6 protein-coding genes and 1 pseudogene are annotated in these 14,661 nt (G+C 47.4%); 5 read left to right on the top strand and 2 right to left on the bottom strand.

All coding sequences use genetic code 11. The annotated features are described in order from the left end of the window. From H515_RS14760 to H515_RS13330, 4 genes are all read left to right on the top strand, one after another. A partial coding sequence (locus H515_RS14760; protein WP_028901879.1) for a T9SS type A sorting domain-containing protein occupies nucleotides 1–713 on the top strand: 713 nt, incomplete at its 5' end. Nucleotides 714–725: 12 nt separating this feature from the next. Next, the gene (locus H515_RS13335; protein ID WP_244870074.1) at nucleotides 726–10,775 is read left to right on the top strand and encodes an RHS repeat-associated core domain-containing protein; all 10,050 of its coding nucleotides are present in this window, start codon (nucleotides 726–728) and stop codon (nucleotides 10,773–10,775) included. After that, nucleotides 10,772–11,332: a hypothetical protein gene (locus H515_RS0109425; RefSeq protein WP_025877823.1), complete on the top strand. Its 561-nt coding sequence runs from the start codon at nucleotides 10,772–10,774 to the stop codon at nucleotides 11,330–11,332. Before H515_RS13335 ends, H515_RS0109425 begins: the two co-directional genes overlap by 4 nt. A gap of 103 nt (nucleotides 11,333–11,435) precedes the next feature. Next, nucleotides 11,436–11,726, top strand: coding sequence for a hypothetical protein (locus tag H515_RS13330; RefSeq protein WP_081410150.1), 291 nt, complete (start codon nucleotides 11,436–11,438; stop codon nucleotides 11,724–11,726). A gap of 470 nt (nucleotides 11,727–12,196) precedes the next feature. Here the strand turns inward: H515_RS13330 and H515_RS15090 are convergent. Next, nucleotides 12,197–12,419: pseudogene (locus H515_RS15090) on the bottom strand (hypothetical protein); the annotation flags it as partial. Between the two features lie 191 nt (nucleotides 12,420–12,610). Here H515_RS15090 and H515_RS0109415 point away from each other — a divergent pair. Then, entirely contained in the window at nucleotides 12,611–14,041 is a 1,431-nt protein-coding gene (locus H515_RS0109415) for a transposase (protein ID WP_025877816.1), read from the top strand. 247 nt (nucleotides 14,042–14,288) lie between these two features. Here H515_RS0109415 and H515_RS0109410 read toward each other — a convergent pair. Further along, nucleotides 14,289–14,661 (bottom strand): DUF3408 domain-containing protein (locus tag H515_RS0109410; RefSeq protein WP_028901878.1); only part of this gene is annotated, 373 nt, incomplete at its 5' end.

Here is a 14,661-nt window from a genome sequence, read left to right as displayed (position 1 = left end):
CGCTCACCTCCGACTACAGGGCGGGACTCTGCACCACGCTCGGACTGGGAAAGAACATCCTCCACGGCTTCGACGTGAAGAATGCCACGGCACAAGTCGTGGTCGAGGGTAAACCCATGGGTGCTGCCGTCACCCTGAATGGAGGTGACGCACTCGGCATCATCTTCACCCCCGACACGGTAAGCTATACGGTAAACGGCATCGTCGTCCACCGTGCGGCCAAGAAAGCCGGTCTCGGCTGGCTCTTCGGCATGGGCTTCAACAAGGGACTCTCGACCATCGACGGGCTGAGCATCGACGGTGGAGACTTCGCCCTGACGAGCGTTTCGAGGGGCGTGGCCTACGAGACGAAGAAGGCTGTCGAGGACAGCATGGCGGTAATTATCGGCAGCGAGTGCAGCCCGAACGTGCCCAAGGCACAGGCAAGGTCGGCAGAAAACACCTCCTCCATCGAGAGACAAGCCCATTCTGCCCTCACCGTGACAAGGAAGGACGGGACTGGTATGGCGTTCAGTGCCGAGCTGAGACTTGCCAAGGAGACCGATGCCGAACTGCTCGTCTATGATACATCGGGAAGGCTGCTGAGCCGGACGGACATGGCGGGAGGCACCATCAAGCGTGCCGACTTCACCGTACCGCAGACGGGCGTGTACGTCGTCAAAGCACTCACCTTAGAAGAGGAATTCACAAGGAAGATAATGGCAAACTACTAAACTCCAACGGCTATGAAGACAAAGCATTACCTCATATCGGCGGCATTACTGACAGCCATCACCGCAGCCATCGCTGCGACGCATATATACAAGGGACAGGACAGTGTACGTGAAAACAACGGCACGAGTATATCACAATCCGTGGCAGCACAGACCGAGACGTTCACGAAGAACGTCCATAATGCAGAAAAAGCTACGCAGGGAATATCACGGACGGCAAGGAAGGAGGATAAGTCAAAGACGACAGCAGCAGCAACTTCTTCCGTTATGGCGACCATCTACACGGCAGATCATGCCTCGGGCATCATAGGACAGCCCGACGGACGGGTTTCGGACAACCCCGAGGACAACATCTTCGAGATAACAGTCGAGAAAGTCTCTCCAAATATGCGCGCATGGCTGGTCTATGACCTCAAGGGCGTAAGTTCTGGTCAGGGCATCAGCAGGAGCATCAACGATCGCATGGCTGTCGGCGGCTACCTTACGGTTCTTTCCAAGGACTGGAAGACCGTCAGGGAGGAAATAAGCCCCGAGTGGCTGAAGGACGGCAGGAACACCGTCCTCTTCACCATTCCGACGGATGCTTCCTACGCCTATTCGGTCAGGAACGTACATATCGAAACCGTAGCGGATGCTAAGACAAAGACTAATACCAATAAGCAGGAAGAAATAATCCTTTCCTCCGTCCCCGTAGCCTATGACGGTCAGACCTATCTCTACGGCTTCGTGCGTGGGAAGGCAAGCCGTGTCTCAGTGAACGGCACAACCCTCACCGTCCATGACGGAGAATTCGAGGGCATCGTGCCATCGACGGGCAGACAGCTCAAGCTCACGGCAGTCATTGATGGCAGGAACATCAGTAGGAAAATAACACCCATACAAGGAGGCAGGGCGGACTATGCCCGTGCCCTCGTGTCCGTCGGTGGAAAGGCGGAGAAGCAGTTCCTCGCACACAGGGCGGACAGCATCGCCATCGGCGGCAACGTCCTTTCCGTGAAGGCTGCGGACATCGCAAGGGATGGCAGATACTCCATCACGGCACTCCGCGAGACGGACATTCCTGCCCTTGACTACGGCATGACCAACGTCACCGCCAAGGGAGACGGCTACCGCTTTCTGCCCCACGGCAACCACTTCGAGGGCAAGGGTGCAACGGTGAAGATAAAATACGACCGCACGCGAATCCCAAGCGGTTTTACAGAAGACGATATCAACACCTACTATTTCGATAAAGAGACAAAACATTGGGTGGCTCTCGAAAGGGTGAAAGTGGACAAGGCTTCTGCCTGTGTGGTCTCAAAGACCACTCACTTTACAGATATGATTAACGGTGTCATCAAAGCACCCGAATCACCACAGACCGACGGATTCACACCAACAATGATGAACGACATCAAGGCAGCGGATCCGACATCAAAAATCAATCTCATTACACCTCCTACAGCCAACAACCGAGGTTCTGCTAATCTCCAGTATGGCTTTGAAATGCCTCCCGCACGCAATGGTATGGCTCCATCTTTGGGCATACAGTATAGTAGTGAGGGCGGTAGTGGATGGCTTGGAGAGGGTTGGAATCTCTCTGTTCCTTCTATTACGTTGGATACTCGCTGGGGTGTCCCAAGATACGATACAAGTAAAGAAACCGAGACCTATTTGATGTCGGGCTCTATGCTTTCCACGATGGGTGACGACGGCAAGATGGGGGTGGCTCACCGTGGTGAGAAGATGAACCGAAAAGCGGACAGACAGTTCTACACTCGGCAGGGAGGAGACTTCAGCCGTATTATCCGAAAGGGTAATTCTCCTGCCGACTATTCTTGGGAGGTAACTGATAAGCAAGGCGTCAAGTATATTTATGGTGGTGAAGGTGCCGTTCTCAAAGGTACCATCACCGATGTTAGTGGGCACAGCCGTGAGGTTATTTCTGAGTGGAAGCTCAAACGTGTGGAGGAGACTCATGGTGATTATATCGAGTACGTCTATGAGACCGCCGACGAGCCTGTTCGTGGTGGGCTTGTGGCAAAAGCCATTTATCTTAAGGAAGTACGTGCTGGTAATAGCGGACAGGCGCCCCATACCGTGGTTGTCTTCGAGGGCGGTAAGGAGAAACGCCTCAAGACCAACAATGCCCGCTATGGTTTCCTCACCTCGTCGAATCGTTTGTTGGAGAAGGTAACGGTGCACTTCCAAGGCTGTGCGCTGCGCAGTTATTCCTTTGCCTATAGGGAGGGTGCGTTCAACAAAGATGTGCTTACGGGTGTGAAGCAACTCGACGACAAAGGTGCAGAAGTGTCTTATCAAAAATTTGAGTATTATGATGATGTGCAGGCCGTAAAGGGGTATGTGCCTTTTAAGGAAAAACAGGAAATATGGAATACGCACAATGACGGTTTTGGTGCAGGCTTTTTGAGTCCTTTCCAATTTGTTGGTGGCGTTTTTTGTGACAAACCTAGTGCCTTTGGTGGAACAACGAGTTTTTCTTTTGGTGGTTCTTTCTATGCTGGTGTAGGTGTTGTTGATGGAGGTTCTTGGACAGGTGGTACTATTGGTGGTTCTTTTGGTTATTCTTTTGATAATTGTAATGGATTCTTTACTTTTGTGGATCTTAATGGTGATGGATTTCCTGACAAGGTTTTTCGGGATGGTGGTTCTGTTTATTATCGTCCTCAGATATGTACTTCTGCTAAGGGTGTAGTCTTTTGTGGAGCTGTTGCAGTTGTTGTTGTTTTTTCCTTTTTTTCTTCGTTCAGTAGTTCTTTCTCTGGTGGAGGTGCCATCGCGGCTGTGTGTTATTATTTCTTGGCTGCTGTTGTTGGTGTTGCTTTTTGTTCGACTACCACCACGTCTGTGTATTTCCTCTCTGTTATTGGTGGTGGTGTTGTGGTTGTCGTTTTTTGTGGTGGGGTTTTTTTTTTTCATCTTGTAGTTTTCGATCAATGTGGTGCTGTTCTTCCTTTTTTGCTTCTGAGTGGTGCTGCTCCGCGTCGTCTGATTTTTTATGGCGGGAAGATAGATGCCTCTGTTGTGGAGGTTGATCCTGCCGAGCAGGCAGAATTGATTAAATCCTCTCCTATGGAAGATATGGTACGTGTATGGCAGGCACCTAAAGATGGAATCATCAGCATCTCGGGTACAGTTAGTTTGATTACTCCAACAGGCGAATACGATACCGATGAGTATGCTCATGCTGATGGTGTGCGCGTAGCCATTCAGAAAGGTAGTACAGAACTCTGGAACAAGAAAATTGCCAAGGGCGACGCCACAGCCTATAATGCAACGGCACAGGATATCGCCGTCAAGAAAGGAGATAGAATCTACTTCCGCGTGCAGAGCGGTACCGAGGAAACAAGCAACGGCGCTTTCGACAACGTGAAATGGGCACCCGTCATCACCTATGCGGGAACGGAAGAGAAACTTCCCGACGGTCTCTCCACCACGGTGTACAAATCGGAGGAGGGAGCCATCTATGATGCCCACACTGTGGCCAACATTGCAGAAAGCATCTCATTGGGGCTTTCCGGAAAGTTTACCAAACCCGTAACGACTGATGATGTAACACTCAAGGTCTACGCATCCAATAACGAGACGGACAGTTTGGGAAATAAGAATCCCAAGTACCGGAAAAAGGAAATATACACCCGGACCTTTGCGTGGAATGAAGCGTTTGACGGAGAACTCCAACAGACAATCCCCAATCCTGACAGTTATACCAATTTGAAGTTTGAGGTCAGCTCCACTTCCAACGTGGACTGGTCGAAAGTCAGATGGACACCGCAGGTGGAAGTGACCGCCAAGGATGGCAGCAAGCAGCAAACGGCAGGGGCTGCCCATTATGTTCTCTTTGCCGATATGGTCAATGAGGGAAAGCCCGTTGTACTGGGCTCCAATACGGCATCATTGTCTGTAACCCCAAGCATTACCGTCGTTCCCCCGACGGCAAGCGGAACGGTGACGATGACCGTCAAGACGGCTGACAAGTTGCTCGGCAAGAAGACCTATACGCTCAATGGCGGTTCTCTTTCAGGAGACCCGCTGACAATCACAGGTGTCAGTGCAGGCAAGATATGGATAGACTACTCCTATTCAGGAAACATATCGGGACAGGCAGTAACCTCGATGGCTACGGTAAGCGGTACAGGCACAGCACAGGCGGGCTTCTATGCCCAAAGTGACAATACCGGTATGGGTATGCTGTATCGTGGCTGGGGCGGTTTTGCCTATAATGCCTCCGAAGGCAGGTATGGCAAGCCTATTGACGAATCACTGCTGAAACTTCCCGACAGCAAGGATGCCAAACTGGATCCGAGAACCATGGCGTTTACACCTATTGGCACAGACCAAATGACCTTTGCACGCTGGATAGGTCAGAATGAATTCATTTATCTGACGGCAGATACGATGGGGACTGCTCGATTGGGTGAGCAGCAAGTCATATTGACAAATCCTTTAGAAGGTAGTACAGAAACAGCGGCACTTACAGGAGATTGTTTGCAAGGAACAGGAGCCACTGCTGTGACACTGGTATCAACCAGCAAAAGTACAGTCAAGCAAGGAGGTAGTATGGGAATTACCTACAATGAAGCAGGAGGAACGTCAACAACAGATGTAACCATGACGGATATGAATGGCGACGGTTATCCAGACATCATCGCAGGAGGTACCATTCAATATACCAACACTCAAGGAGGTCTCAGCGGAGAGAAATATAGTGGCATGGGTAAAACCACAGGGAAACATAGTTCCAAAGCATGGGGAGCAGGCGGAAAACCTGTCGCTTCCGGTGTAGCACTCTTGGATATGATGACACCCTACAAAGGCGGTTCTACTGGTACGCAAATGAATACTGGGCTCAAAAAAGCTCTCAATAACCTGCGTACATCTTTCCTTGCCAAAATATCCATATCTGGTAACATTCCTGAGAATACAGAAGACGCTGTAGAAACATTCATGGATATCAATGGAGATGGACTCCCCGATAAAATTCTGACAGATAGGAGAGTTCGATTAAACCTTGGTTATTCGTTTGCTGATCCTATAGCATGGGACATAGATCGCATACAGGGCGGAAAGACAAACTCTTACAACATGAGTATAGGCGCCGGTGATACGATTTTTACAAAAAAACATATTACAGAAGATAAGAAAAGTATAGTAAAAGCTTCGGGGAGCGTTAGTGGAGGAGTCGGTTTGGTAACCTCTCGAGGTGTAGAAGAATATGATTTGATTGATATCAACTCCGATGGCTTGCCCGACAAGGTCTGGATGACAGACGACAAGGTCTTTGTCGCCTTGAACAAAGGAGACGGATTTACTGATGGCATTCTTTGGAAAGGAACCTCGTTGTTGAGTGAAAACATATCTACAGCAGAATCGGTTAATGGTGCATTTACCTATACAATTTTCACCCCCATGCCTACGCCGGTTGTCAAGATTTGTCTGAATCCCGGCACAAGCACGGGACACTCCATCAACCGCACGACCTACTCCCTGCAGGACGTTGACGGCGACGGGTATTTGGACATCGTTGAGTCCGATAAAGAAAGCGAACTAAAGGTTACTCGCTCCGCCATCGGCAGGACGAACATGCTTAGGAGCGTGACCAACTCGCTCGGCGGCACCTTTACGCTCGACTACGAACATACCACGCCAACCTACGGACTTCCCGGCGGCAAGTGGGTGATGTCGTCCGTGACCGTCGATGACGGTATCCATGATGACGGACCTCTGATGAAGACCGTCTTCGCCTACTCCGACGGACAGAAAGACCGCCACGAGCGTGAGTTCCTCGGCTTCGGCAAGATCGTTACCAAGAACATCGACACCGAGAAGGGCGACTCAGCCGTCTATCGTCAGGCTGTGCAGCTCTATGACGTATCGACCTACTATGCGCAGGGCAACGAACTCGGTGCGACGGTGGAGGACGCCAACGGCAACAAGTACACTGAGACCAAGAACGAATACGATGGCTACTATCTCACTGCCAATGGCGACAAGTACACCTTTGCCAAGCAGGAGAAATTGTGCAGCGACCGTGCATCGGCCTTTGTCCCCTTGCGCTATACTGCCAACAGACAATATGAGGGCAAAGCAAGCGGCATCACCACCTCCGAGGCATGGAACGAATACTACCTCACGGGCTATCACGGTGAGCTGAAGTCCTATAAATTCAGTGACAAGGGCAGACTCGGAGAGAACGGCTCCGGTAGTTTCGATTATCAGACTGCCATTCAGTATGCCTCTAACGATGCCAAGCACATCTTCGGTCTTCCTGTCGATGTTACCGTAACAGGTGGCGATGGCAAAACCTACCATCATGTGTCTGCCAAGTACGACATGAACCATGCCGACCACCTCACGCAGATACGCCAACAACTCGGTGGTGGCGAAGCCGTTTCCGACTACGTTTATGATGCTTACGGCAACATCACCAAGACCACGCTTCCTGCCAACGGCAAGGGACAGCGTATGTGGTACAGCTACCGCTACGAGCCAGTGATGAACATGTACGTGGAGCGTGTGGACGATGCCTTTGGCTATCGCAGCGAGGCAAGCAACTTCGACTACCGCTACGGTATGGCATTGCGTCGCATGGACCTCAACCACTTCTATTATGAGACCGACATCGACAACCTTGGACGCATCAAGGCCGTCCGCGGTCCTAATGAGTTGGCTACGGGTGTTCCGTATATCATCGCCTTTGACTATCAGCCCAAGGCAACCTTCGGGGAAAACGGCATCACCGCCCCCGCATACGCCGTGACCAAACACTACGACGTGCAGCATCCGAGCGACGACCTCGAGACCGTCACCCTCGTGGACGGCTTCGGAAGACCCGTGCAGGTGAAGAAGGACGGCGTGGTCACCACGGCAGCCAAGGGCAGCGCGCCCAAGGACGAGAACGTGATGATCGTCAGCGGACGCAACGTCTATGACGCATTCGGACGCGTGGCAAAGGCTTACTATCCCACCACCGAGCCGACGGGCAGCAGAACTACGTTCAACAAGAGTTTTGACAATGTATCGCCCATGGTGAGCGTCTATGACGTGCTCGACCGTGCCACGACGGTGACATTGCCAGATAACAGCACTACCAAGACGGAATACGCTACCGAGGCTGGCAGCAACACGCTTGTCACCACCGTCACCGACGCACTCGGAAACAGGCAGGCTACCTACACCGACGGTAGCGGCAAGACGGTGAAGACCGAGCAGCTCAGCGGGCCGGACGGAACGATTACCACCACCTTCGAGTATGACGGCATCGACCGGCTCGTCAAGGTGACCGACACCGAGGGCAACGTAACTACATCGGTCTATGACATGGGCGACCGCCGCACGGAAGTCAATCATCCAGCCAGTGGTATTACTACCTTTACTTATGACTATCTCGGCAATGTAGTTACCAAGCAGACAGCCAACCTCAAAAAAGAGGGCAAGACCATCAACTATGAGTATGACTACGGCAGGTTGGTAGCCATCAACTATCCCGATCATCCGGAGAACAACGTGAAGTACCACTATGGTGGCATTCACTCTTCTTACAATCGCATCGGCAGGCTGATGCTCCGTGAGGACGGTAGCGGTGCCATCGAGTACTACTACGGCAAGATGGGTGAAGTCCTGAAGACCGTGCGTACGATGATTGTGCCCAATCAGGCAATCGCCACCTACGTCACGCAGTGGAAGTACGACAGCCACAACCGACTGCTGGAAATGATTTTTCCTGATGAGGAGAAGGTCACCTACGACTACAACCTCGGCGGACAGCTCACCCACGTGCGCGGCTACAAGTCCTACGGCTACGACTATGTGAACAAGATTGGCTACGACAAGTTCGAGCAACGCACCTACCTGAAGTACTGCAACGGGGCGGAGACGTTCTACACCTACGACCCACAGCGTCGCCGACTTCAGAACCTTGTGGTCAATGCCAAGGCAGGCACCATCATGGACAATGCCTACAGTTATGACGCGGTGAGCAACGTGCTGGGTGTAAAGAACAATGCCCCGCTCCCGCAGAGCGGCAAGGCGGGCGGACAGATGAGCCACAGCTATACCTATGACCCATTATATCGTTTGGCAAGTGCCACGGGAACATACGCTGGTGCCGACGGCAAGACGGCCTCCTATACGCTCGCCATGGGGTATGACAACATGCACCGCATCACGAGCAAGAAGCAGCACCTCTCGCAGAGCGGCGTACAGTTCGATGGTACGCTCAACGCAGGCTATGACCTCACCTATACCTATCAGAAGGAAGACGGACATAAGTTCCAGCTGGACAACGTACGTGATCTGAACTACCGCACGGAGGAGACTCCTGCGGGCAGTGCGACCGTGGGCAACGGTCACAAGTACGAGTACGATGCCAACGGCAACCTTGTCTATATCAACACGAGCCGCGTAAAGAAGGACGGCAAGGAGGATGAGAAGGCAGGCGAGCAAAAGTACAAGTGGGACGAGGAGAACAGACTCCTTGCAGCCAACGAGAACGGTTTTGTGAGCAACTACTGGTATGATACCGACGGCGAACGCACGGTGAAGTTGAGCGGCGAGAATGAGGAAATCTACGTGAACTCCGAATTCTCAGGCGGACGCACCAACACGGCTAAGTTCACCCTCTACGTCAGTCCGTACTTGGTGGCAAGTCAGGGCGGCAGATACACCAAGCACATCTACATCGGTTCACAGAGAATCGTCAGCAAATTAGGTAACCTTGCAAGCTACGGTGCCGATCCGAGACGAATACCATACGCAGGCAACGAGGCGGACGGCATCACGGTCGACTACAAGGCGAAGTATGCCCTGCAACAGCAGTCCATCAAGGACAACTATAAGGACTTCGGCGTGGCCTACAACGGTGAGGACAACGACGACTACGTGAACGGTCGGGGCTTCTGCTGCAACGACGGCTCGCTGGAGGCTGCACAGGCGAAAGCCATGACTCGGTCAGCCATTGATGGCAACTTCAAGCCGAATGACGACTACGAGAAGATGCAGTTCTACTATCACCCCGACCACTTGGGCAGCTCAAGCTACATCACCAATCTTGATGGCGAGGTGGCTCAGCATATCGAATATGTGCCATTCGGCGAAGTATTCATTGAGGAGCGCAATAATACTTGGAACACGCCTTACCTCTTCAATGCCAAGGAATTTGATGAGGAGATGGGACTGTACTATTATGGTGCGAGGTATTATGAGCCGAGACTTAGTCTGTGGATGAGTACGGATCCTTTGGAAGAGAAATATCCAAATGTAAATTCTTATGCTTATTGTCATAATAATCCAATTCTGTTAGTTGACAAAACAGGAATGGGAGATGGGTCTCATAGAAAAAATGCTTTGACAATAATAGATAAGTTTGCAAAAGAGAAAAAAACTTCAACCGTCTTTCCTTATATATCTAAAAATAAGTTTGTTGAGGATTTAACATATCAAATAAAACATCCTACAAGTGTTCAGCAAGGCACAAACGGAACATGTGGAGCAGCTGCAATTTCAAAATACATGGTAGAAGAACAGCCCGAATTATATGCCCAAACCGCTATCAGCTTATATACTACAGGAAAATCAACAAATAATGGATATTCTCTAACGGTAACTGAAGACATGAAGAATGGAACTGAAAGTAATTTGAAATCTGTAGGTATGCGTTCTGTTGATGCAATTATGCAAGGTGCCATTACCAATAAAAATAATGCATTTAGTTCATTTAATCCTTTTGCAGGAGAAAGTGGAGCCTCTTCATTTATGTACCCAAGTTTTGTTGAAGAATTCCTAAAATCATATGTTGGAGCCAAAGTACAAGTGGTATCTTCATTTCCAACAATGTCTTTTATGAAACAAATAAATTATGGAGAAAAATTTGTTATTGGTCTTGTTCATCACACAGCAGAAGGACATATTGGTGATGGATTCCCAAATCATTATATACAAATGACAGGGATGGATAATTCTAACTATGTTCATTATTGGACTTGGGGAGAATCTACTACTCGAAAATCGCATGTATTTGGTAATATTCATGGGATTTATCAAATTTATTTGATAGACAGATGATGAAAAGAAAAATTATATTAGCTTGTATATGCCTTGCTCTTGCATCATGTAGTAGATATTATAAAAATTATAATATTACTGATGTGGAGCTAAGGCATATCGTTATTGATGATTCACTAGGATCTAGGCGGAACTATTATTTGTTAAAATGTAACATTGATTTATGCAATCCCGAAGTTCGTTTCTTCTCTGGAGGAGGTGTAGAGCCAGGATTAGATGGTATATATAACAGTATGGAAAATCTGAAAATTTATGATGAGAGAGGTAGAGATATTACAGATCTATTTAAAGGATGGAGTATGATTAATAATGGTATTATAACTGATGGAGTTGATTCTTTTGAACTATTTTCTTCTCCCTCAATCTTTTCTTTAGTGAAATCAATTAATTTACATGAAGATCAAACCAGAGGAACTAAGATGGAAAATTATAGGATTTTTTATGTAAATGTCAGTTCTTCAAATGAGGTTGTTGCAAAAAAAATATATTTTAAAAACAAACAAAAAGATGTTGTAGAAGACACTAGTATTGTATATAAAGTTATATATCCGCTTTAAAGGAAATTCATTAGCCTCCCCAGTTCATTATGCTAGTCTTATAATAATTCCTTTGGAGCTATGGATTCTCAAGGAAATTCAAAGACAATGTTTAAACCAAAAGATGGTATCAAGTATTGGGAAAATCAATAGTGATTATGGAAAAAAATATTGTAGAATCTGTGGGTATAGATTAGGTTTTGAGCCATGGGGAGATGACGAAAAAACTCCAACCTATGAAATATGTCCTTGTTGTGGTGTGGAATTCGGTAATGAGGATTACACGGCGGAATCAATTAGGGAATATAGAGATCATTGGATAAGAACAGGCTGTAAATGGTTTGAACAGAGAAAACGTCCATTGGCATGGTCATGGCATGTTCAATCAAAACATATTCCTAAAAAGTTTAGATAACCGTGTGCTGACAGATCGTGATAGTAATTATAGGGCATGTTCTAATATCCATATAAGGGTAACAGGCAACACCCATATAAGGGTGTTCCTCAATACCCTTGTATGGGTATCAAAAGCCGTAGCAATAAACAGGAGAAAATAGCGTTATACAGCTGATTACATGTAAAAAGTGTTTTTGTTGAAAAGGGATTTAAATGGGACAACTTCATGAACATGCACGCAATCAAGCTAACAAAAAAGGATGATACTGGAAATAATCACCCAGAACTCCCATACCAAATAATAGTTGAATATGATAAATATAACTATGATGATAGTGTTTACTGTATCGTAACCCCATATCATAAGAAACTAAAGAATAGTCATTTCAATGATACTTTGTTTTTTAGAGTTTCTATTTCTCCCTTGAATAATATAACGCACACAAGTTATTACACTCTTAAGGTGTGGGATGATACGAAAAGAGATGATATTAGGTAGTGTCTGAATCTCTCCCCGAGGATTCGGGCACGGACAATATCGGATTTGCTTACGACACTCGATATATTGTATAGGGTAATGACACGCAGCTGGTCTTTCACGTCGGGCATACGGGAGTCCCATCTATCCCAGCATGGCACTTCCTCTGTCTCTCTGTCTGTAACGATTGTTGTTGGCTACTTCTAATAAGGAATGCCGTTTTCTACACCCCATACAAAAAGCCCTAAATTACCGATATTTCAGCCTAAAAACTTTATTTTGTCTAAGTTTGACAGATAAGAATGCGAATAATTATCTCTGATATCTTGATTTTACAAAGAAATTCGTCTAAAAGCTTGTGTATCTTATAGAAATGATATATATTTGTATTGGGTTTTCAAAACATAATAACCCAATACAAGAATATGGCAATACCTAAGGATATACTGGCAGTACAAAGACCTAGCAGCACGGTGGTGAAGCGCCGTGGAGCAAGGTTTGTAGTTATAAAGAGAACAAGCAAGAGGGTTGGCGGCAAGATAAAAACCGTTGACTTGGGAACCGTTGGCGAGATAGTCGACGGCCGATTTGTCGCACAGAAGAAGAGTAATACCGCTCCACGGAAGAGGTCCATCGATATCAAGGACTATGGAGAGATAGCAATATGTAACAAGCATGGAAGGGAACTTCTGGACGAACTATCCAAGGTGTGGGATTTAAACGATGCCAAGAGGATTTATACAATAGCATTGCTAAGGGCTGCATATGGTGATATAAAGAACCGAGACCTGATGCTACAGTATATGACTTCCTTCGCATCAGAGATAATCCCTGGGGTTCATCTGTCGGAGGATGCCGTATCAGCATTCCTTCAGGGGATAGGCCAGACGTACTCGTTGATATGCAAGTTTATGAGGAATCGTATAGAAGCTTTTGCTGGAAAGAACATCGTTATTGATGGAATGCTCAAGGATTATAACTCAAAAGAAGGATACATGTCGGAGTTCTCAAGAAAGGCAAGAACAAAGGGGTCGAAAGATTTAAGCCTGCTATATGCCTACAACCCGGAGACAAAGGAGCCTATTGCGGCCAAACCATATCCAGGCAATATGCTTGACCAAACGTCCATAAACGACTTTGTGGCTGAGAACAAGATAGTTAACGGTTTGATGATCTTTGATAAAGGCTTCTACAACGAGGAGCTTTTTGAGAAGGTTGACAGGATTGAAGGCCTTTCTTATCTCATTCCTTTGAAGCAGAACTCTGCTTTCATCAAGAACTATGGGATGGATAATCCAACAGAGCATCTGGAAGGATATACAGACTCAACCATACTATATAAGAAGGTGCGAATGTCTAATGGCAAATACCTATACGCATTCAGAGATCCGAAGATGGCATACGAGCAGGAAGTTGCCTATGTACAGCAGGCGCAGAAAAAGAAGGATGGCTTCGATGGAGAAAAATATACTGCGAAGAAATCTTCATTCGGTCTTATTGTCTTCAAGTCAAAGAAGAATCTGTCTCCTCTTACCGTATACTTGGCTTATTCGCAAAGATGGATGATAGAAACGATGTTCAATCTCTACAAGAACATTATTGACCGCGATACCGTAAACGTGCATACTGACTACAGAGTATATGCCACAGAACTCATCAACTTCATTTCCGTCATCATAACTACGAGGGTGAAGAATGAGGTTGTAAAGAAAGAGCTCAATGAGAAATATTCATACAAGCAAATCTTCAGAATGCTCTCAAAATACAAGAAGGTGAGAACAGAGGAAGGTGGCCAGTGGGAAGATGTCATCAAGCTCAAGTATATCGAGAAACTTGCGGCAACTTTGGGTGTATAGGGTCTAAAAAACGGTATTCATTATTCTAATTTTAGCCTAATCTTATGTTTTATTCTGTTATCTAATCTCGACTTTGGAGTGATTTAATCCCCTTTCGGGGCAAGGGTCTTTGTGGTACAAATTGCAATTTGTGGTACAAAGACACACCTTGCTGATGTAGAAAATGGGATTATAAGCCCCTGCTGTGTTACTGCATTCATTGAATACAGTAACTCGGCGTAGGCTTGCATTCGAGGGATGCAGTAGTTCAGAGTTTCCTCCATCTTTCCACATCTTCCTTGTATTGGTCGAGGTGTTCCCGAAGTACCTGTTCGACATATCCCGAAACGCTCGCTCCATGCTCACCGATTCTCCGCACCACGAAGTCTAACTTTCGTTGGGTTTCCTCTGATACATACACGGCTTTGCGGTGGCTGTTGCGAAAGGGCTGGAGATATTTCCCCTGAAACTCGGATAATTGCTTTCTGTCCTTTGTTTTTCCCATTCTTTGATGAAATTCTTCGGTAGAAGTAGCCCTTTCTGTTGGCGACAACGCTGTTTCTTGATAGGACGGTTGAGAAAAATCCTCGTTACTCTCCTTGTCATTTTGTTCCTCAACTTTATCAACAGGCTCAAACCTT

The sequence above is a fragment of the Prevotella corporis DSM 18810 = JCM 8529 genome, from assembly GCF_000430525.1.
GTDB classification, from domain to species: domain Bacteria; phylum Bacteroidota; class Bacteroidia; order Bacteroidales; family Bacteroidaceae; genus Prevotella; species Prevotella corporis.
The sequence above is the reverse complement of the archived record's forward strand: the minus strand, read 5'-3'. Positions and strand labels throughout refer to the sequence as shown.

Coding starts and splice junctions, on each gene's coding strand:
- H515_RS13335 (WP_244870074.1), top strand. CDS start 726: ATGAAGACAAAGCATTACCTCATATCGGCGGCATTACTGACAGCCATC.
- H515_RS0109425 (WP_025877823.1), top strand. CDS start 10,772: ATGATGAAAAGAAAAATTATATTAGCTTGTATATGCCTTGCTCTTGCA.
- H515_RS13330 (WP_081410150.1), top strand. CDS start 11,436: ATGGTATCAAGTATTGGGAAAATCAATAGTGATTATGGAAAAAAATAT.
- H515_RS0109415 (WP_025877816.1), top strand. CDS start 12,611: ATGGCAATACCTAAGGATATACTGGCAGTACAAAGACCTAGCAGCACG.